The sequence below is a fragment of the Brevundimonas sp. genome (assembly GCF_035998205.1).
In the GTDB taxonomy this organism is placed as follows: Bacteria; Pseudomonadota; Alphaproteobacteria; order Caulobacterales; family Caulobacteraceae; genus Brevundimonas.
Genome location: NZ_DASYHT010000001.1, coordinates 1 through 20,402 on the forward strand (window position 1 = coordinate 1; position 20,402 = coordinate 20,402).

Below are 20,402 nucleotides of genomic sequence, written 5' to 3' on the forward strand. Positions count from 1 at the left end.
CCAGCCGTCGTTCACTTCCCAGTTCCAGTTCGCCCCGGTCGTCGAGGACTCGGCGTTGATGCCGTCTTCCATCGAGTGGAAGCCGGCGTCCACCGCGCCATACCAACCGTTCGGATCCGCCGACGCCGCCGTCGCGGTCATCAGCCCCAGGGCGGCGACGCCCGCCAGCAGCTTCACCTTCATGATCGTCCTCATCTCTCAGCTTGAAAATCGCGTGTCCGTCGCCGGACATTTCACGTCCGCCGCTCGGGAAGCCGAACGACACAACGACACGGGAGTTCCCCTATATGGTCACGATTGGCCGAACTGTGGCGCCTTTCCAACACAAGTGGGCGTGCTAGATCGGTGATCAACGATCAGGGAGAACGACCGATGCGGTTCGACGGACGCGTGGCCATTGTCACCGGCGCCGGCGGGGGTCTGGGGCGGGAGCACGCCCTCGGCCTCGCCCGCCGCGGGGCGAAGCTGGTGATCAATGATCTGGGCGGGGCCCGGGACGGCTCGGGCGGCTCGGCCACCGCGGCCGAATCGGTGGTCGCCGAGATCGAGGCGCTGGGCGGCGAGGCCATCGCCAGCGCCGCTTCGGTCACGGACTACGCCGCCGTCCAGGCCATGGTCGACGCCGCCATGTCGAAATGGGGTCGCGTCGACATCCTCGTGAACAACGCCGGCGTCCTGCGCGACAAGACCTTCGCCAAGATGGAACTGGAAGACTTCCGCTTCGTCGTCGACGTGCACCTGATGGGCGCGGTCAACTGCACCAAGGCAGTGTGGGAGATCATGCGGGCCCAGAACTATGGCCGCATCGCCATGACCACCTCGTCGTCGGGCCTCTACGGCAATTTCGGCCAGTCCAACTACGGCGCCGCCAAGATGGCGCTGGTCGGCCTGATGCAGACCCTGTCGATCGAGGGCGCCAAGAACGACATCCGCGTCAACTGCCTTGCCCCGACCGCCCACACCCGCATGACCGAGGACCTCGGCGCCGCCCTGCCGCTGGAGCATCTGGGGCCGGAGCTGGTGACCCCCGGCTTGCTCTATCTGGTCAGCGAGGACGCGCCGTCGCGCATGATCCTGGCCGCCGGAGCCGGCGGCTTCGAGCGCGCCTATGTGACCCTGACCCAGGGCATCCGCGCCACCGGCGAGGACGCGCCCGAGCAGGTGGCGGCGCAGATCGCCGGGATCAGCGACCGGACCGGCGAGATCGTGCCCGAGATGGGCGCGGCCCAGGGCATGATCGAGCTGGGCAAGTTGCAGGCCGCCCTCAAGGGGTGACCGACTTGCCTTGACGCCACGGAAGCGGCCTAGGCTGCGCCGAAAGCACACAGGGAGAATACCATGCGTGAAGCGGTGATCGTCTCGACGGCCCGGACCCCGATCGGGCGCGCCTACCGGGGCGCCTTCAATGACACCCAGGCCCAGAGCCTCGGGGCCCATGCCGTGCGGCACGCCGTGGCGCGCGCCGGCGTCGACCCGGGCGAGATCGAGGACGTGGTCATGGGCGCCGCCCTGCAGCAGGGCGCCACCGGCACCAATGTGGCGCGCCAGATCGCCCTGGCCGCCGGCCTGCCGGCGCAGGTCGCGGGCATGACGCTGGACCGCCAGTGCGCCTCCGGCCTGATGGCCATCGCCACCGCCGCCAAGCAGGTCATCCACGACGGCCAGCAGGTCGCCGTCGGCGGCGGGCTGGAATCCATCTCGCTGGTCCAGAACCAGCACATGAACCTGTTCCGGATGAAGGACGAGGCGCTGCTGGCGCTGTCGCCCCACGTCTACATGTCCATGCTGGAGACGGCCGAGGTCGTGGCCGACCGCTATGGCGTCTCGCGCGACACCCAGGACGCCTACGCCCTGCAATCGCAGCAGCGCACCGCCGAGGCCCAGGCCGCCGGCCGCCTCGACGCCGAGATCGTGCCGATGACCACCACCATGCAGGTGGTGGACAAGGCCACCGGCCAGACCTCGGCGAAGGAGGTCACTCTGGCGAAGGACGAAGGCAACCGGCCCGACACCACCCTGGAGGGGCTGCAGTCGCTCAAGCCGGTCTTCGGCGGCGGCGAAAAGGTGCAGCAGGGTCGCTTCATCACCGCCGGCAACGCCTCGCAGCTGTCCGATGGCGCCTCGGCCAGCGTGATCATGGAGGCGAAGGACGCGGAGAAGCGCGGCCTGAATCCGCTGGGCCGCTATGTCGGCATGGCCGTGGCCGGCTGCGACCCGGACGAGATGGGCATCGGCCCGGTGTTCGCCGTGCCGAAGCTGCTGAAGCAGCACGGTCTGACGGTCGACGACATCGGCATCTGGGAGCTGAACGAGGCCTTCGCCGTGCAGGTCCTCTACTGCCGCGACCGGCTCGGCATCCCGGACGAGCGGCTCAACGTCTCCGGCGGCGCCATCTCCATCGGCCACCCCTACGGCATGTCGGGCGCGCGCATGACCGGCCATGTGCTGATCGAGGGTAAGCGCCGCGGCGCGAAGTACGGCGTCGTCACCATGTGCGTTGGCGGCGGGATGGGCGCGGCCGGACTGTTCGAAATCTACTGAGAACAGTCCGAAAGCCGCGCCCCACTCAGAGTGGCTGAATCCGCGCCCGCGGATTGAGCGCGGCCGGACTGTTCGAAATCTACTGAGGGCTACCGCCGCACCGCCGGCATGCCGGTGGCGGCGAAGGCCTGCGCGTGGGGCATCAGCGCCTCGGCGACGACGAAGTCGTACAGGGTGTCGATGTCCAGGCCGCGCTCGGGCGGCATGACGAGCACGCGCGTGTCCTCGACGAGGAAGGTCCGGTCATCCCGCAGCCGGTGCGGCCGGCCGACATAGACGGCGCCGTTCAGCACCACGCCCTCCCCGTCGCGGGGCCCGTCCAGCGCCAGGGCCCCGTCGCCCGCCAGCGTGCCATGAAACCGGTCCGGCTTGAGCGTCGGCGACACCGTCAGCACCGCCGGAGCCCCGGTCTCGTCGCACAGGCGGATCGCCGCATCGATGTCCGCCGCGATCCGCAGGGGCGAGGTCGGCTGCAGCAGCACCACATAGTCCCAGCCGGCGCCGACGTGGTCGAGGGCGTGGGCGATGGCGTCGAATACAGAGGCCTCGGCCCCCGCCAGCGCCGCCGGCCGATCCAGCGCCTGCATGGGCGGCGGCACCCGGGCCAGCACCTGCGGATCGTCGCTGGAGACCAGCACATGGTCGATCAGGGCCGAGGCGGCGGCGGCGTCCAGCGTCCAGTCGACCAGCGGCTTGCCCGCCAGCGGCCGCACATTCTTGCCCGGCAGCCCCTGCGACCCGGCCCGCGCCGGGACGATGGCCAGCACCCGTCTGTCGCCGATCATCGCCCGCTCCCCGACTCAGTCCGCATCAAGCATGGCCGCGGCCCCGCCCGCTGGTAAAGTGACGCCGAGGGAATCAGCGCCGGGGGCGTCCTGACCATGAGTCCAAGCCCGATCGATCCCGCCGCCTTCGCCGGCAAGACCGTGCTGGTCACCGGCGCCGGAGGCTTCATCGGCAGCCATCTGGTCGAGCGACTGGTCGCGCTGGGGGCCCATGTCCGGGCCTTCGTCCGCTACACCTCGCACGGCGGGGCCGGCTGGCTGGACCGCAGCCCGGTGCGCGGCGACATCGAGGTGGTGCGCGGCGATCTGGCCGATCGCGACAGCGTCGAGGCGGCGGCCGACGGCGCCGACATCGCCCTGCACCTCGGGGCCCTGATCGCCATCCCCTATTCCTACCAGGCGCCCGAGAGCTACGTCCGCACCAATGTCATCGGCACGCTCAACGTGCTGCAGGCGGCGCGCCGGCACGGCCTGTCGCGGGTGGTGCATGTCTCCACCAGCGAGGTCTATGGCACGGCGCAGATCGTCCCGATGACCGAGGCCCACCCGCTGGTCGGCCAGTCGCCCTATTCGGCCACCAAGATCGGCGCCGACAAGCTGGCCGAAAGCTATCACCTCAGCTTCGGCACGCCGGTGGTGACGCTGCGGCCGTTCAACACCTTCGGCCCGCGTCAGAGCGCCCGGGCAGTGATCCCGACCCTGATCACCCAGGCCCTCGCCGGCCAGACGGTGCGGCTCGGCGACCTGCGCCCGACCCGCGACTTCGTCTTCGTCGCCGACACCGTCGAGGGCTTCGTCCGGGCCGCCCTGACGCCCGGCATCGAGGGCGAGACGATCCACCTCGGCACCGGCGTCGAGACCTCGGTGTCGGAACTGATCGATCGGGTCCGGGCCGTCACCGGCGCCGACTTCGAGGTCATCAGCGAGGCCGAGCGCCTGCGCCCCGAGGCCAGCGAGGTGATGCGGCTGATCGCCGACGCCGGGCGGGCCCGGGACCGGCTGGGCTGGGCCCCGACCGTCAGCCTGGACGAGGGCCTGGCCCGCACCACCGAGTTCATCCGCGCCCACGCCGACCTCTACCGGCCGCGGGAGTATGCAGTGTGAGCCGCCCCCGGCCGGATCCGCGCTTCGGGCTTCAGGCCAATCTGGTCGCCCCGGAGGCGCCGCTGGTCGAGGCCATCGGCCGGCTCGACGCCGCCCGGCACAAGCTGGTGGTGCTGGTCGATCCCGAGGGCCGGCTGGTCGGCACCGTCAGCGACGGCGACGTGCGTCGCGGCCTGCTGCGCGGCGTGCGGCTGGAGGACCCGGTCCGCAGCGTCGCCAACCTCGCGCCCCTGACCATTCCGGCGAAGGGCGAGGCGGCCGCCGTCACCCGCCGCCGGCTGGAAGAGCGCGGCGTGGCCATGGCCCCGGTGGTCGACGCCGCCGGCCGCGTGGTCGGCCTGTTCCCCGACGCCCCGGCGGCCCCGGCGGCGCGGGACAATCTGGTGGTCATCATGGCCGGCGGGCGCGGCGTCCGCCTCGCCCCCCTGACCCACACCTGCCCCAAGCCCATGCTCAAGGTCGGCGGCCGGCCGCTGCTGGAGACCATCATGGAGCGGCTGCGGGCCCAGGGCTTCCGCCGCTTCCGGCTGGCGGTGAACTATCTGGCCGAGATCATCACCGACCACTTCGGCGACGGCTCGGCCTTCGGGGTCGAGATCGACTATCTGCGCGAGGACGCCCCGCTGGGCACCGCCGGGGCCCTGTCGTTGCTGAACGAGCCGCTCGAGGCGCCCCTGCTGGTGATGAACGGCGACCTGCTGACCCGGGTCGACTTCGGCGGCCTGCTCGACTTCCACCGCGACCACGGCGGCGACGCCACCCTCTGCGTCCGCCGCGAGCGCATGCAGGCGGCCTTCGGCGTGGTCGAGACCGACGGCGACCGCTTCATGACCGGCCTGGTCGAAAAGCCCACCTACGAGTGGCTGGTGAACTGCGGCATCTACGCCCTGTCGCCACGGGCGCTGGATATCCTGCCGACGGGCGAGCGGTTCGACATGACCGACGCGCTCAAAAAATTGGCCGACGACGGCCGCGGCGTCGGCGTCTTCCCGCTGCACGAGGACTGGCTGGACGTCGGCCGGCCGGACGATCTGGAGACCGCCCGGCGCGAGGCGGGCTGAGGCGGCGCGCATCGCGCTTGTCGGCGCCCGCCCTCTCGCGCTAACCCTCGCCCCGAGCCCGGTTCCCGCGGGGCGGCATCGGAGACCCGCGCACCCTCATGCTGCAAGCCACGGCCAGACAGTCCCGGATCATCGGCGCCCTGATGCGGCGCGAGATGTCCACCCGGTTCGGCCGGGAAGGGCTGGGATTCGCCTGGGTGATCGGCGAGCCCCTGCTGTTCTGCTTCGGCGTGCTGGTGCTGTGGGGCGTGATCAAGCCCGAGTACGAGCACGGCATCCGCGTCGGCCCCTTCATCATGACGGGCTACATGTGCCTGCTGCTGTACCGGCACATGATCAGCTTCAGCGTCGGGGCGCTGACGGGCAATGTCGGGCTGCTGCACCATCGGCAGATCCGCACCCTGCACATCTTCCTCGCCCGCAACCTGCTGGAGTTCCTCGGCGGCACAGCGGCCTTCATCATCGTCTACATCGTGCTGCTGGCCCTCGGCCAGGTGGAGCTGCCGCACAACTGGCTGCTGCTCTACGCGGGCTGGTTCACCACCGCCTGGGTCGGGTTCGGCATCGGCCTGACCTTCGCCGGCCTGTCATCGCGCATCGACATCATGGAACGGCTCGTGCCGGTGCTGACCTACGCCATGATCCCGATCTCCGGCGCCTTCTTCATGCTGCACTGGATTCCGCAGCAATTCCGCGAGATTCTGATGTGGTTCCCCTTCCCCCACGGCATCGAGATGGTGCGGGACGGGGTGTTCGGCCACCTCACGCCGACCTATTACAACGCCCCCTACGCCTGGTTCATCGGGGCGGTGCTCCTGGTGCTTGGCCTGCTGCTGCTGGCTGGCGCCAAGAATCGCGTCGACATGGAATGACCGGACCCGCCCGGTGAAATCGAGAACGAGATGAGCGACACCAAGGTCACCTTCCTCGGGCCCCTTCCCAAGGGGCTTGGCGACATCGATGGCGGCGGCGGCTGGCGCGACCGGCTGCCGTGGGGCGCCCTGCTGGTCATCGCCCTGCCGACCCTGATCGCGGCCATCTACTTCCTGTTCATCGCCTCGCCCCGCTATGTCTCCGAGGCCCAGTTCGTGGTGCGCACGGCGGGCCAGACCAATACCGGGACCCTCGGCATGGCGCTGCAGGGCATCGGCGTCAGCCCGGCCCAGAGCGACGCCTTCGCCGTACACGAGTTCATCAGCTCCCGCGCCGGGGCCGCGGCGCTGTCAGAAGAGTTCGACCTGCCGGTGGTGCTGAACCGCGGCGCGGACCCCTTCTCGGCCTATCCCCGCATTGGCGAGACCCGCAGCCAGGAAGGCCTGCACAAGGCGCTGAAGCGCTTCGTCACCGTCGGCTACGACTCGACCACCGGCATCAGCACCCTGACCGTCGAGGCCTTCCGGCCTGACGACGCCCAGGCCATGGCCGAGACCCTGCTGGCTGGCGGCGAGGCCCTGATCAACGAGCTCAACGAACGCTCGTCGGCCAACGCCATCGCCGAGGCCAACGCCGCCCGCGAGGTCGCCCGCCAGCGTCTGGCCGAGGCCGAGGCCCAGCTGACCGCCTTCCGCAACAGCGAGGCCTTCGTCGACCCCGAGGCCACCGCCCGGATCCGCGGCGAGCTGATCGGCGGGTTGCTCGCCGCCGCCGCCGAGCTGCGCGCCGAACGCGCCCAGGTGGCCGCCAGCGCGCCGCAAAGCCCGCTGCTCGGCTCGCTGGACGGCCGCATCGCCGCGCTGGAGACCCAGGTGGCGGCGGAACAGGCCAAACTGTCCGGCGGTCCGGGCTCCCTGGCCCCGCGCGTCGGCATGTTCGAGACCCTGCGGTTGAACCGCGAGCTGGCCGACCGCGAACTGGCCCAGGCCACCGCCGCGGTCGTCACGGCCGAGCAGGAGGCGCGGCGTCAGCGCCTGTACCTCGACCGTATCGTCAGCCCGCACCGGCCGGACGAGGCCATCGAGCCGCGCCGCTGGCTGTCGATCCTCTCCGTCCTGGCCACCTGCGTCTTGATCTATGGCGTCGGCTGGCTCATCTGGGCAGGGGTCAGGGAGCACCGCCAAGACTGATGTCGCCCTTCCCCCCCGCGCCGGGTCTGGTCGTCGAGGGTCTGTCCAAGACCTACGAGACCGCCTCGCGTCCGCTGTTCAAGGACCTGAACTTCACGCTCGCGCCGTCGGGGCGGCTCGCCGTGCTCGGTCGAAACGGCCAGGGCAAGTCGACCCTGATCAAGATCCTCGGCGGGGTGCTGTCGCCCTCGGCGGGCCTGATCGACTGGCGCATGAAGGCCTCCTGGCCCATCGGCTTCGGCGGCGGCTTCCAGGGCAGCCTGTCGGGGCTGGACAACATCCGCTTCATCTCGCGCATCTATGGCAAGGACACCGCCGAGATCCGGGACCGCGTCGACTCCTTCGCCGAGCTGGGCGCCAAGCTCAAGATGCCGGTGAAGCACTATTCCTCGGGGATGCGCGCGCGTCTGGCCTTCGGCCTGTCGCTGGCCATCGAGTTTGATTGCTATCTGATCGACGAGCTGGTCGCGGTCGGCGACGCCCGCTTCCAGGAGAAGTGCCGGCAGGAGCTGTTCGAGCGCCGCGGCGACCGCGCCTTCCTCATGGCCTCGCACGACATGCACCTGATCGCCTCCCTGTGCGAGCGGGCGCTGATCATCGAGAACGGCAAGGCCAAGATGTTCGATGATATCGAGGAGGCCGTCGACATCTACACCTGGCTGAGGGCTGCGTGAGTCGAGCCCGCTGGGTCGTCCTGACCCCTTCGCAGACCGAGCCCGAATGGCGCCGGCGCGTCGCCGACGCCGCCGCTGCGGCCGGGCTGAAGCCCGTGCCCTGGTCGGCCGGGCTGGGGCCTGACATCCTGAAAGACCCGAAGGCGGTGGTGCTGGCGCAGGAGATGGGCCATCTGCGCCACTTCGGCGAAACGCCGGACGTGGTGGTTCTGACGGACCCCGAGTCGTCGGTTCAGCGCCTCTACCAGACTGTTCTGGCCCAATTCCCGCAAGCCCTGTGGACCGCCAGCCAGATCCACGCGGAAGCCTGCGAGGCGCCGGCGCATGTGCCGGTGATCGGCGGGGCCGCCCTCCCCCCTGGCGCGCCCGTAACCTTGTGGAGCGGCCTGACGGTCGCCGCCCCGCCCCTGCCCCCCCGGCCCAGGGGCGAAAGGGCAGCCGCCGAGGTCATGTCGCTCTATCGCCACGGACGGCCCGCCGTGGGCGCGCGCGTCCGGATCGCCCCGAAGCTGTTCCTGTACGACACCCGCAATCCGGTGACCGGTCCCCGTTTCGAAGTGGACCTCACAGGCCGGCCGCGCATCGTCGTGTATGGCCCCTATGTCACCCTTCCCCCGGGCCGCTGGCGTGCTGAAGCGAAGGTGTGGATTGACGACGACGCGGCCAGCATCGCCCTCGGCTTCGACTGGGGACACCACCAGCAGTTCGACCAGCACGTCGAAAAGCCGGGCAAGCCCGGGCTGCACGCCGTGACCATGGTCAACGACTGGTCCGAGTCTGCGTCGGGCGAATTCCGGCTCGTGCTTATGCAGGGGGCCATCGCCGGAAAAGCCCGACTCATCGAGTTTGATCTTGAGAAGATCAACTGATCAAGGTTCGAGATAAAGCAGCCAGTCTTCGTGATTGGATGCGTCTGTAAGCTCGGCGCGGCTCGCACCCCGCAGCTGGCTTTCGTGATCAATCCACCGGATCTTTCCATAGACTGACTCAAGACGGTCGAGGAGCGCACCACCATCGCTCGCCCTGCTCGCATTGTATTCGAGCACCATCTGCGGCCGGTGTCGCTCGATCAGGCCCCAGGCACCGGACAGCATGGCTTCCTCGGCGCCTTCAACGTCAATCTTGAGGAAGTCGAGACGCGGCCAGTGACTCAGAAGGGTGTCCAGCCGGGCGCTCGTCACGGTCTGCACCTCAGGATGGCCCTGCAAGGTCGCGGAAACGAGCCGCGCATTCTTCGGCTCACCGGTCGGCATGTGAAAAGCCAGCGTCTCACCGTCAGCATCGGTCAGGGCGCGCTCATGGACTTCCGTCCGGCCGTCGAACCCGTTCACCGAAAGGGAACGCCGGAGCAGGCTGGCTGTCGCCGGATTCGGCTCAATGGCCGCGACGCGGCCGTCCGGTCCAACAAGGTCCGCGAAAAGCAAAGTATAGTAACCGTGGTTCGCGCCCGCGTCGGCCACATACATGCCTGGCTGCACGCGCCGGGCCATGAAGACGGTCAGCCAGCTCTCCCAGATGCCGTCCAGCATCACGTGGGCGCCGAAGCCGACATCGGTCGTGGCGAGGTACAGTTTGTAGCGTCCCAGAACCCGACAGAGGGTCTGCTGGTATCCGAGAAAGGCCGTGCAGGCGAGCCCGCGGGACCGGCGCTCAAGAGCCCACCTGTCCAGCTCGACGAGTTCGTTGAGGCCAAGAAGGTTGAGTTCGGGACTCCGATGTCTGCGCAAGGCGATTGACTCCACAGTCCGCGACTCAGGACTTCAGGACACTAACTGGCCCAAGAGAGCCAAGGAACCGCAACTGGAGCCCAGTCGGGCGGCGACGGGCCTTCATCACCCCCCCATCACCCCCCGCAGATACGCCCCATACGCGCTCTTCCCGAGCTGGTCGATCAGGCGTTGCATGCCGGCGGTGTCGATGAAGCCCTTCTGGAAGGCGATCTCTTCCGGGCAGGGTTCTTGCTGCGGCCATGGCGCGGCCCGTACAGCACCTGTGTGCCGTAGCCCGCGGCCCGGGCGTTGCCGAGCAGGTTCCGCCCGAAGGTGGCGATCCCCGACCCGTTGGGCAGGGCGATGTTGAACCCGTCGATGCAGATGGACGCCATGAGGTCGACGGGTCTCCGAGCGGTTAATCACGACGCCGCCCCCGCCCCGTATCGCGCGTCGCGCGGGGCGGTCAACTCGCCGCACCGATCAGGCGACGTAGCCCGCCTGGATCAGTTCGGACACGTGGATGATGGCCACCGGCCGCCCGGCGTCGACCACGAACAGGTTGCCGATCTTGTTGGCGGCGATGAGATCGATGGCGTCGCTCATGCGCGCGTCCGGGCTGACCGTGATCGGATGCGGGCTCATGATGTCGGCGGCGACGAGAGCCGTGACATCACGAGCGAAGGCCCGGCGCACGTCGCCGTCGGTGATCATCCCGGCCAGACGCCCGTCGTCCGCCAGCACGGCGACCGCGCCCTTGCGGCCCTCGGTGATGGCCGCCACTACCTCGCTGAACGGCGCGCCGGCCGGGACCGTGGCGGGCGGCGCATGGTTGTCGCCCATCCACTCGCGCACCGTCTGCAGCTTCATGCCCAGCGCCCCGCCGGGGTGGTGCAGGCCGAAATCCTCGGCCGAGAAGCCGCGCTCGTCCATCAGCGCCATGGCCAGGGCGTCGCCCAGCGCCAGGGTCATCAGGGTCGAGGTGGTGGGGGCCAGCCCGTTGGGACAGGCCTCGGCCACGGTCGGCATCAGCAGGGTCACCTCGGACATCCGGTCCAGCAGGCTGCCCTTGCGCTGGGTGATGCCGATCACCGGAATGCCGTTGCGCTGGCAGAAGGTCAGCGGGTCACGCAGCTCCCGGCTCTCGCCCGAGTTGGAAATGGCCAGCAGGGTGCAGTCCTTGCGCAGCATGCCGAGGTCACCGTGGCTCATCTCGGCGGGGTGCACGAAAAAGGCGTTGGTGCCGGTCGAGGCCAGGGTGGCGGCGATCTTGCCGCCGATGTGCCCGGACTTGCCCATGCCGGTGACCACGACATAGCCCGGCCGCGACAGGATCACCTCACAGGCCCGCACCAGCGAGCCGTTCAGATTGCGGTCGAGGGCCTCGAGCGCCTCGATGTTCAGCCGGACGACGGCGCGCGCGCGCTCGAGAATCTGGGCGGGGTCCATGCACTCACCTGACGACGCCGGACCTGACCGCCGGCGCAAGGGCTGACCGCATACACCCGGGGGCGGGGGGTTGAGAACCTGTCAACTCGGTTAAACCTTTGCCGTTCTCGCGCGTTGATCCCAGCTGACGGGGGCGCGATTGCGCCGCAACGCCTGCTGACGAGGCCCATGACCATCGACGCCGCCGACCTTGGCGCACCGCCCGAGCGGGTGCGCCGCGCCGCCCTTTTTCTCGATCTCGACGGGGTTCTGGCCGAACTGGCCCCGACCCCGGAGGCCGTCGGCCCGGACCCGCGCCGGCGCGCCGTGCTGGCCCGTCTGACCCACCGGCTGGAGGGCCGGCTGGCGGTGATCAGCGGCCGCGCCATCGTCGACATCGACCGCATTCTGGAGGGCGACGTCGCCCTCGTGTCCGGCGTGCACGGTCTCGAGCGGCGCACCCCCGGCGGCCGTCTGGTCAGGGCCGAGCCCGCGCCGGGCGTGGCCGAGGCGGCCGCCGCCTTCGACCGCTTCGTGGCCGACAATCCCGGCGCCTTCGTCGAGCGCAAGGGCCTGGCGACGGGCCTGCATGTGCGCCTCGCCCCCCACCTCGCCGGCGCCGCCCGCGACCTCGCCGCCGAACTGGCCGCCGCCCACGACCTGACGCACCAGCCGGGCCATCTGATCGAGGAGCTGAAGACCCCCGGCGCCGACAAGGGCCGGGCGCTGGCCGCCTTCATGGCCGAGCCGCCGTTCGCCGGGGCCACGCCGGTGATGGTCGGCGACGACCTGACCGACGAGTACGGCTTCGTCGCCGCCGACGCCCACGGCGGCTTCGGCGTTCATGTCGGAAGCCCGCGCCCGACCGCCGCCGCCTACCGCCTGCCGGGCCCGGCCGCCGTGCTGGCCTGGCTCGACCGCCTGGAGGGCCTGTGATGTCCGCCCTGCCCGGAGCCGCCCCCTCCCTCGACCTCTGGCCGATCGGCAACTGCGCCATCAGCGCCCTGATCGACCGGTCCGGTCGCTTCGTCTGGGCCTGCGCCCCGCGCGTCGACGGCGATCCTGTGTTCTCGGCCCTGATGGACGGGGCGGACCCCGCACATGGCTTCTGGAGTATCGACCTCGAAGGTCTCGCCAGCGTCGAGCAGGCCTATCTGCGCAACACGCCGGTCCTGCGCACCGTCCTGACCGCCGCGGACGGCGCCGCCCTGGAGATCCTCGACTTCGCGCCGCGTCACCTGAAGCACGGCCGGACCTACCGGCCGCTGGCCTTCGGCCGCATCGTCCGCCCCCTGAGCGGCGCGCCGCGCATCACCGTCCGGCTGCGCCCGGCGGCAGGCTGGGGCGGGCGCCGGGCGGCCCATACCTCCGGTTCCAACCACATCCGCTACCTGTGCGAGGAGGTGGTGTTCCGCCTGACCACCGACTGCCCGGTCAGCCATGTGCTGGACGAGCGCACCTTCCGGCTGGAAGGGCCGCTGACCTTCTTCCTCGGGCCGGACGAGGGCTACGACCAGGAGGTCGGCCCCGGCGTCGCCGCGGCGCTCGACCGGACGATCCGTTACTGGCGCGACTGGGTGCGGCGGCTGTACCTGCCGCTGGACTGGCAGGAGGCGGTGATCCGCGCCGCCATCACCCTCAAGCTCTGCGCCCATGAGGAAACGGGGGCCATCGTCGCCGCCCTCACCACCTCGGTGCCGGAGTTTCCCGAGAGCGGCCGCAACTGGGACTATCGCTACTGCTGGATCCGCGACGCCTACTATACGGTGCGCGCCCTCAACCGCCTCGGCGCCGTCGACATCCTCGAGAACTACCTCGGCTACCTGCGTAATCTCGTCGACGCCTCAGGCGGCGGCCACGTCCAGCCGGTCTACGGCGTCGGGCTCGAGCCCGGCCTCGGCGAGCGCATCGTCGACAGCGTCGCCGGCTATCGCGGCATGCAGCCGGTGCGCGTCGGCAACCAGGCGCACGAGCACCTGCAGCACGACGTCTATGGCCAGATCGTCCTGCCCCTGGTTCAGGCCTTCTACGACCAGCGCTTCCTGCGCCCCGGCTCGGTCGAGGACTTCGAGGCGCTGGAGCCGGTCGGCGAGCGCGCCTTCCAGCTGCACGACCAGCCTGACGCGGGCCTGTGGGAGTTCCGCACCATCGCCCGGGTGCACACCTATTCGTCGGTCATGTGCTGGGCCGCGCTGGACCGCCTGTCCAAGGCGGCGACGCACCTCGGCCTGACCGACCGCGCCCGGTTCTGGCGCGACCGGGCCGACACCGTCCGCACCCGGATCGAACGCGAGACCTTCCTGCCGGACGAAGGGCGCTTCGCCGCCAGCTTCGGCGGCCGCGAGCTGGACGCCTCGCTGCTGCAGCTGACCGACCTCGGTTTCCTCGATCCCATGGACCCGCGCCAGGTCGCCACCTTCGACGCCATCGAGCGCGACCTGAAGCAGGGCCCCTACCTGTTCCGCTACGTCGAGCCGGACGACTTCGGCGCGCCCGAGACCGCGTTCAACTTCTGCACCTTCTGGTTCATCGAGGCGCTGCACCAGAATGGCCGCGACGCCGAGGCCCGGGCCCTGTTCGAGGACATGCTGTCCCGTCGCACCGCCGCCGGCCTGCTCAGCGAGGACATCGCCATCGAGGACGGAGAACTATGGGGCAACTATCCGCAGACCTACTCGTTGGTGGGGGTGATCAACTGCGCCATCCTGCTCAGCCGCTCGTGGACGGACGTCCGGTGAACCCGTCATGAGCCGCCTGATCGTCGTCTCCAACCGGGTTTCCGCCCCGACCGACCCCGCCGCCGGCTCGGCCGGCGGTCTGGCCATGGCCCTGTCCGCGGCCCTGCGAAAGTATGATGGCCTGTGGTTCGGCTGGTCCGGCGAGACCTGCGAGACCTTCACCGGGGCCCTCAAGACCGAGGACCGCGCCGGCGTCACCGTGGCCCTCGTCGATCTCGAGGCGCAGGACGTCGACGAGTACTACAACGGCTATGCCAACAAGACCCTGTGGCCGCTGTTCCACCACCGGGTCGACCTGACCGCCTACGAGCGGTCGTACGGCGAGGGCTACGAGCGGGTGAACCGGCGCTTCGCCGAGGTGCTGCGGCCGCTGATCCAGCCGGACGACCTGATCTGGATCCACGACTATCACATGATCCCGATGGCCCGGGAGCTGCGGCGTCTGGGGGTCAAGAACCGCATCGGCTTCTTCCTGCATACGCCCTGGCCGGTAAGGCAGCTGCTGGTCACCCTGCCGTTCCACCGCCGGCTGGTGGAGAGCCTGTTCGACTACGACCTGATCGGCTTCCATACCGCTGAATGGCGCGACCTGCTTGAGGACTATGTGCTCCACGAGGTGGGCGGCGAGCGTCTGGCGGACGGCCGGGTAGAGGCCTTCGGCCGCGCGCCGCAGCTGGGGGTGTTTCCCATCGGCATCGACGTGGAGGGCTTCCTCGCGGCGCGCGACTCCGTGCTGGGACGACGCACCTACGACCGCATGGCCGCCTCGGCCGCCTTCCGCAGCATGCTGGTGGGGGTCGACCGGCTGGACTATTCCAAGGGGCTGGAGGAGCGGCTGCTCGGCTACGAGCAGTTCCTGCAGGACAATCCCGACCGGCGCGGCCAGGTGTTCCTGCTGCAGGTCACGCCCCTGTCGCGCGACGATGTCGACACCTACCAGGACATCCGCGCCCGGCTCGACGCCCTGGCGGGCCGCATCAACGGCGCCTTCGCCGACATGGACTGGCAGCCGATCCGCTACCTCAACCGCACCTACCGGCGCGACCAGCTGGCCGGCATGTACCGCGCCGCCCGGGTCGGGCTGGTCACGCCCCTGCGCGACGGCATGAACCTGGTGGCCAAGGAATTCGTCGCCGCCCAGGACCCCGAGGACCCCGGCGTGCTGGTGCTGTCGCGCTTCGCCGGCGCCGCGGCCGAGCTGGGCGACGCCCTGATCGTCAATCCCTACGCCCGCGAGGAGATGTCCGACGCGCTGCGCCGGGCGCTGGCCATGCCGCGCGAGGAGCGCATCGCCCGCTGGCAGGGGCTGATGGCGGCGGTGCGGGCCTCGGACGTCGGCCTGTGGCGGGATCGCTACGTCGCGGCGCTGAGGGGCGACTGACGGCGATTCCGCCCTGCCCGCGGGTTTCCCGTCCAGGTTGGGGCTGATAAAGCCGGGCTCGCAGGGGCGGGGGATACGGCCGTGGCGTTCTATCCGGTGATCATGTGCGGCGGAGCCGGGACACGCCTGTGGCCTGCCTCGCGCGCCGCCCGGCCCAAGCAGTTCCTCGACCTGACCGGCGACCTGTCCCTGTTCCGACAGACAGTGCAGCGGGTCGCCCCCCTGGCCGGCCCGGATGGCTGCCTGCTGATCGTCGCCGGCGTCGCCCACCTGCCGGCCCTGCGTCGCCAGCTGGCGGGCCTCGACGCGCCCACAGTGCTGCTGCTCGAGCCCGAAGCCCGCGACTCCGGCCCGGCCATGGCCGCCGCCGCCGCCTGGCTGGCCGCGCGGGACCCCGAGGCCGTCGCCGCGTTCGTCGCCTCGGACCACCACATTCCCGACAGCGCCGCCTTCCGGGCCGCCCTCACCGCCGCCGGGGCCCACGCCCGCGAGGGCCGCATCGTCACCCTCGGAGTGCAGCCGACCGAACCCTCCTCCGCCTATGGCTATATCCGCCCGGCCGGCCCGGACGCGGCCCCGGTCGCCGCCTTCGTCGAGAAGCCGGACCGCGACACCGCCGCGCGCTGGATCGGCGAGGGCTACCTCTGGAACAGCGGCAACTTCATCGTCCGCGCCGATGTGCTGCTGGGCGAGCTGGGCGCCTATGCGCCGGAGATGGCCGCCGCGGCGCGCGAAGCGGTCGCCGGCGCGCGTCCTGACCCGATCGACCCCGCCGGCGCCGTCACCCTCGGACCCGCCTTCCGCCAGGCGCCGAAGCTGTCGATCGACTATGCGGTGATGGAGCGGACCACCCGCGCCTGGGTGCTGCCGGTGGACTTCGCCTGGTCCGACCTCGGCGCCTGGGACGCCATCGCCCGGGTCGCCGACGGCCCCGCCGGCGGCGGTCGCTGGATCGGCGAGGCTGACAGCGGCTGCCACATCCACGCGCCGGCCGGGGTCACCGTCGCCACCGTCGGCGTGCGCGACCTCGCGGTGATCGTCGAGCCGGACGCCGTTCTGGTCTGCGCGCTGGACCGCGCCCAGGACGTCAAGGGCGTGGCGCAGCAGGTCGGCGCCAGCGCGGCGTCGCCCGCGCCGGCGCTCGCGGCCGCCGCCACCGCCTTCGCCGGCTGGATGCGGTCCGCCGCCCTGCCGCTATGGTCGACCCTCGGGGTCGAGGCGGACGGCGCCTTCGCCGAGGCGCTCGACGCCGCCGGACGCAGCCCGGACGCCCCGCGCCGCGCCCGGGTCCAGGCGCGGCAGGCCTATGTGCTGGCCCATGCCGGAGTCGCCGGCTGGCGCGGCCCATGGCGCGCGACTGTGGCGCGCGGGCTGGGCCGGTTCGCGGCGACCAACGCCCGCCCGGACGGCCTCTACGCCACCCTGACCGCCGCCGACGGCCGCGTGCTGGACGATACCGCCGCCCTCTACGACCAGGCCTTCGTCCTGTTCGCCCTGGCGGCCGCCGCCCGGGCCGGGATCGATGCGGACGACGCGCGCGCCCTGGCCGGCGCCCTGTGGGCCACTCTCGAACGCCAGCGCCTGCCACAGGGCGGCTGGCGCGAGGCCGGGGCCCACCCCTACCAGGCCAACGCCCACATGCACCTGTTCGAGGCGGCGCTCGCCTGGGCCGCCGTCGACCCCGCGGGCCCCTGGAACGCCCTGGCCGACGAGATCGCCGGGCTCTGCCTGACCCGCTTCATCGACCCGGCCGGCGGCTTCCTGCGCGAGTTCTTCACCGCCGACTGGACCCCGGCCGAGGGGGCGGACGGCCGGCTGGTGGAGCCCGGGCACCAGTTCGAATGGGCGTGGCTGCTGACCCGCTGGGCGGTCCTGCGCGCGCGGCCGGACGTGGAGGCCGTGGCCCGGCGGCTGTTCCAGGTCGGGGCCCGGGGCGTGGACGCCGCCCGCGGCGTGGCGGTGGACGCGCTGGACGACACCCTGTCGATCGCCTCGGCCCGGGCGCGCCTGTGGCCCCAGACCGAGCGGCTCAAGGCGGCCCTGTTGCTGGCGGAGCGGAACCCGGAGGACCGCAGCGCCTGGGCGGCGGAGGCGGCCGACGCCCTCGCCGGGCTCGCGCTCTACCTGCGCCCGAACGGGACCTGGGCGGACAAGCTCAACCCGGACGGAAGCTTCGTCGACGAGCCGGCCCCGGCCAGCTCGCTCTATCATATCTTCGCCGCCTGGGAGCAGCTGGCCGCCTCGGCGGCGACCCTGCCGGAGCTGGCGGACGCCGACCTGTCGCTCGCTTGAGCGATATTGCGCCGCCTACGGACGATCCACGAACGGCTTGCGCGCCAGCGCCCCGAAATCGACCGTCGCCAGCGTCGCGGCGATGCGCTTCGCCGCCTGCCCGTCCGCCAGCGGGTCGGGCGACAGGCCGGCGCGGAAGGCGGGATCGAGGGCCTGACGCAGGGCGGCGGCCACCCCCTCGGCGGTGACATCGCAGTCGATCACCCCGGGCAGGCGCAGCCGGCCGGCCTGACGGTCTCCCGCATTGACGCTCGGCACACCCAGCGCCGGCGCCTCGATGACCCCGGCCGAAGAGTTGCCCACCAGGGCGTCGGCGGCGCCCAGCACCTTGCCCCAGCGCGCCCGGCCCAGCGAGGCGTAGAGCCGCACCCGGTCCGGATGGGCCGCGGCGACCCGCTCCAGCTCGGCCTGCACCGCCTCGCGGCCGACATCGGCGTTGGGGCCGGTCAGCACCAGACGGCGCTCGCCGGCGGCCGCCAGCACGCCCGCGAGCACGGCCCGGACGTCCGCCCCGGCGTCGCGCCCCGAAAGCGTCTCCGGGTGCCACGCCACCAGGACCACCCCCGGGTTGAGCGGCCAGTCCAGCGCCGCCGACGCCGCCGCCAGATCGGTCGGCCCGGCGGCGCGCAGGTCATCGACCCCGGTCGAGCCGACCACGAACACCCGATCCGCCGGCTCGCCCAGCTGCAGCAGACGGTCGGCATAGGCAGGGCGGGCCGTGAAATGCAGGTCGGCCAGCTTGCTGACGGCATGGCGGATGCGGTCGTCGATCGCCCCCTCGGTGACATGTCCGCCCTCCAGATGGACCAGCGGCACGCCGAGACAGACGGCGGCCGTCGCCGCCCCCAGCAGCTCGGTCCGGTCCCCCAGCACGACCAGGGCGTCGGGGGCGAGCCGGACGAGGGCCTCGGCGACCGCAGCGCCGGTCCGGGCGGCGGCGCGGGCCACGGCGGCCGGGGTGTCGTCCGCGGGCGCCGTGTCCTGAAGCCGGGCGGCGACCGGTTCTCCGTCGGCTTCGATCTCCGACACCGTGCCGCCCAGCGTGACGGACAGGTGCGCCCCGCCGACGAGCCAGAGCGGCGCGGTCCCGTCCTGCGCCGCCAGCGCCCGCGCCACGGGCCGGAGCAGGCCGTATTCGGCCCGCGTCGCGGTGAACAGGGCGATTCGCCGGGTCACCCCTCCAGCTCCGCCGCATCGATCAGGGCGTCGGCGGCATAGGCGCGGCGCGCCGCCCGCCCCTCGAGGGCCCACAGGGCGGCCGGCTCCAGCCCGGCGCCGGCCCGGCGGATGGCCACGGTCTCCGGCCCGAACGGCTCGCCGACGGCGATCGCCCGCCGCGCCACGAGGGTGCGCCGGGCGACGGCCCGATTCGGCGCCTCCGACGGGGTCGGGGCCTTCTCGGCCCGGCCGAGCGCCCGGGCCGCCTCGCCGACGGCCGCCACCAGCGCCCCGAACGGAGCGGGCTCCAGCGAGGCGCGGTGGTCCGGGCCCGGCAGGTCATGGGACAGGGTCAGATGCTTCTCGATCACCCGGGCGCCCAGCGCCGTGGCCGCGACCGCCGCAGCCAGCCCCGGGGTGTGGTCGGAATAGCCGGGGATGACGCCGAGCCCGGCATAGGTCCCGATCACCCGCAGGTTCGCCTCCTCAACCGGGGCCGGATACTGGGTGGTGCACTGGAACACGACGGTCCGGGCCCGGATGGCGGCCGCCTCGGGGGCGCGCCCGGCCTCGGCCAGCGCCTCCAGCGACGGCCGGGCTGCCGGACCGGCCAGCACCCCGAACGCCACCGCGTCGAGCGCCCGGCGGACCTCGGCGAGCTCCGCCATCCCCGTTGAGAGCATCAGCGGCTTGCCGAGGCGGGCCAGGGCGATGATCAGGGGCAGGTTGGTCAGCTCGCCGGAACCGACCTTGATCCGCCCCATGCCGAGCTCGCCGACCAGAAAACGCGCGCTGTCGATATCGAAGGGCGTCGACAGAATCGGCAGGCCGAGGGCTTCGGCGTGGCGCCAGACCCGCGTCAGGGCGGCGCGGTCGAGGACCAGACGTCGCAGCATCTCGGCCTGGGCGTCCCCCTGTCCGGCCGCGGCCTGGTAGCCGGCGGTGGGGGCTGAGGCGGCCGCCAGCTCGTCGGGATCGAAGGTCTGGAACTTGACCGCCGAGGCCCCGGCGGCCCGCGCCGCCTCGACCAGCTCGCGGGCGAGGCGCTCCTCGCCATTGTGATTGACGCCGGCCTCGGCGATGACTTCGGGGGGCGCAACGGGCTCGGGGCTCATGATCGGAGGCTCGCAGACCTGTCACCCTTCGGCAACGGTGTGTCGCCCCGGTCAGGGGGGTGCGACAGGGGCCTTTGCGCCCTGCGGCAACGCTGTTAAAGAGGCCCGGGGCGGTGAGACCGCCGCTTTGACAAGATTTTTTTGCGGAGGGCTCTGTTCCCATGCGGTTGAATAAGATGCTTCTCGCTTCCGGTGCGGCGGCCGCTCTGGCCATGACCGCGACGGCGGCGTCGGCGGATCCGAACGGTTGGTATGGCGCGGTGGACGCCGGCTTCCACTCGATGGAAGACGGCATCAACGCCGAGTCCTCGACGACCGGGGCGAACTGGAACTGGGAAGTGAACGACGGCTGG

17 protein-coding genes and 1 pseudogene are annotated in these 20,402 nt (G+C 71.5%); 12 read left to right on the forward strand and 6 right to left on the reverse strand.

Annotated elements, in window-relative coordinates:
• A pseudogene (locus VGN74_RS00005) lies at positions 1 to 183 on the reverse strand (cell envelope biogenesis protein OmpA); the annotation flags it as partial.
• A 189-nt stretch (positions 184 to 372) separates the two neighbouring features.
• On the opposite strand from VGN74_RS00005, the gene VGN74_RS00010 reads away from it, so the two are divergent.
• Together VGN74_RS00010 and VGN74_RS00015 are read left to right on the forward strand one after the other, a co-directional pair.
• Positions 373 to 1,275, forward strand: coding sequence for an SDR family NAD(P)-dependent oxidoreductase (locus VGN74_RS00010; protein WP_327445306.1), 903 nt, complete (start codon positions 373 to 375; stop codon positions 1,273 to 1,275).
• Positions 1,276 to 1,338: 63 nt separating this feature from the next.
• Complete coding sequence (locus VGN74_RS00015; protein ID WP_327445307.1) at positions 1,339 to 2,541, forward strand: acetyl-CoA C-acyltransferase; 1,203 nt, start codon at positions 1,339 to 1,341, stop codon at positions 2,539 to 2,541.
• Between the two features lie 89 nt (positions 2,542 to 2,630).
• Here the strand turns inward: VGN74_RS00015 and VGN74_RS00020 are convergent, their stop codons facing one another.
• Positions 2,631 to 3,326: an acylneuraminate cytidylyltransferase family protein gene (locus tag VGN74_RS00020; protein ID WP_327445308.1), complete on the reverse strand. Its 696-nt coding sequence runs from the start codon at positions 3,324 to 3,326 to the stop codon at positions 2,631 to 2,633.
• Between the two features lie 96 nt (positions 3,327 to 3,422).
• Between VGN74_RS00020 and VGN74_RS00025 the strand changes: the two genes are divergently transcribed.
• From VGN74_RS00025 to VGN74_RS00050, 6 genes are all read left to right on the forward strand, one after another.
• The gene (locus tag VGN74_RS00025) at positions 3,423 to 4,430 is read left to right on the forward strand and encodes an SDR family NAD(P)-dependent oxidoreductase (RefSeq protein WP_327445309.1); all 1,008 of its coding nucleotides are present in this window, start codon (positions 3,423 to 3,425) and stop codon (positions 4,428 to 4,430) included.
• A complete protein-coding gene (locus tag VGN74_RS00030) occupies positions 4,427 to 5,491 on the forward strand; it encodes a nucleotidyltransferase family protein (RefSeq protein WP_327445310.1) in 1,065 nt (354 codons plus the stop codon). Before VGN74_RS00025 ends, VGN74_RS00030 begins: the two co-directional genes overlap by 4 nt.
• Positions 5,492 to 5,589: 98 nt before the next feature.
• Positions 5,590 to 6,363, forward strand: a complete 774-nt coding sequence (locus VGN74_RS00035) for an ABC transporter permease (protein WP_327445311.1) — start codon at positions 5,590 to 5,592, stop codon at positions 6,361 to 6,363.
• A 30-nt stretch (positions 6,364 to 6,393) separates the two neighbouring features.
• Positions 6,394 to 7,554, forward strand: a complete 1,161-nt coding sequence (locus VGN74_RS00040) for a chain-length determining protein (RefSeq protein WP_327445312.1) — start codon at positions 6,394 to 6,396, stop codon at positions 7,552 to 7,554.
• Positions 7,554 to 8,228, forward strand: a complete 675-nt coding sequence (locus VGN74_RS00045; protein ID WP_327445313.1) for an ABC transporter ATP-binding protein — start codon at positions 7,554 to 7,556, stop codon at positions 8,226 to 8,228. The genes VGN74_RS00040 and VGN74_RS00045 overlap by 1 nt, the downstream gene beginning before the upstream one ends.
• Entirely contained in the window at positions 8,225 to 9,097 is an 873-nt protein-coding gene (locus tag VGN74_RS00050) for a hypothetical protein (RefSeq protein WP_327445314.1), read from the forward strand. The genes VGN74_RS00045 and VGN74_RS00050 overlap by 4 nt, the downstream gene beginning before the upstream one ends.
• Here VGN74_RS00050 and VGN74_RS00055 read toward each other — a convergent pair whose 3' ends face one another.
• Complete coding sequence (locus VGN74_RS00055; protein ID WP_327445315.1) at positions 9,098 to 9,970, reverse strand: FkbM family methyltransferase; 873 nt, start codon at positions 9,968 to 9,970, stop codon at positions 9,098 to 9,100. It lies immediately after the preceding gene.
• Between the two features lie 450 nt (positions 9,971 to 10,420).
• On the reverse strand, positions 10,421 to 11,386 hold the full coding sequence (locus VGN74_RS00060) for a KpsF/GutQ family sugar-phosphate isomerase (protein ID WP_327445316.1): 966 nt from the start codon (positions 11,384 to 11,386) through the stop codon (positions 10,421 to 10,423).
• Positions 11,387 to 11,554: 168 nt separating this feature from the next.
• Here VGN74_RS00060 and otsB point away from each other — a divergent pair, with 168 nt between their 5' ends.
• From otsB to VGN74_RS00080, 4 genes are all read left to right on the forward strand, one after another.
• Positions 11,555 to 12,301 carry a trehalose-phosphatase gene (gene otsB, locus VGN74_RS00065; protein WP_327445317.1) on the forward strand — a complete coding sequence of 249 codons (747 nt, stop codon included), beginning with the start codon at positions 11,555 to 11,557 and terminating at the stop codon, positions 12,299 to 12,301.
• Positions 12,301 to 14,103 carry a glycoside hydrolase family 15 protein gene (locus VGN74_RS00070; RefSeq protein ID WP_327445318.1) on the forward strand — a complete coding sequence of 601 codons (1,803 nt, stop codon included), beginning with the start codon at positions 12,301 to 12,303 and terminating at the stop codon, positions 14,101 to 14,103. The genes otsB and VGN74_RS00070 overlap by 1 nt, the downstream gene beginning before the upstream one ends.
• Positions 14,104 to 14,110: 7 nt before the next feature.
• Positions 14,111 to 15,484: an alpha,alpha-trehalose-phosphate synthase (UDP-forming) gene (locus tag VGN74_RS00075; RefSeq protein ID WP_327445319.1), complete on the forward strand. Its 1,374-nt coding sequence runs from the start codon at positions 14,111 to 14,113 to the stop codon at positions 15,482 to 15,484.
• 81 nt (positions 15,485 to 15,565) lie between these two features.
• Complete coding sequence (locus VGN74_RS00080) at positions 15,566 to 17,776, forward strand: AGE family epimerase/isomerase (protein ID WP_327445320.1); 2,211 nt, start codon at positions 15,566 to 15,568, stop codon at positions 17,774 to 17,776.
• Positions 17,777 to 17,791: 15 nt separating this feature from the next.
• On the opposite strand, the gene neuC is transcribed toward VGN74_RS00080, so the two are convergent.
• Positions 17,792 to 18,952 (reverse strand): UDP-N-acetylglucosamine 2-epimerase, encoded by a 1,161-nt coding sequence (gene neuC, locus VGN74_RS00085; protein WP_327445321.1) that lies wholly within the window; start codon positions 18,950 to 18,952, stop codon positions 17,792 to 17,794.
• Positions 18,949 to 20,049, reverse strand: a complete 1,101-nt coding sequence (locus tag VGN74_RS00090) for an N-acetylneuraminate synthase family protein (protein ID WP_327445322.1) — start codon at positions 20,047 to 20,049, stop codon at positions 18,949 to 18,951. Before VGN74_RS00090 ends, neuC begins: the two co-directional genes overlap by 4 nt.
• Positions 20,050 to 20,402: the final 353 nt, after the last annotated feature.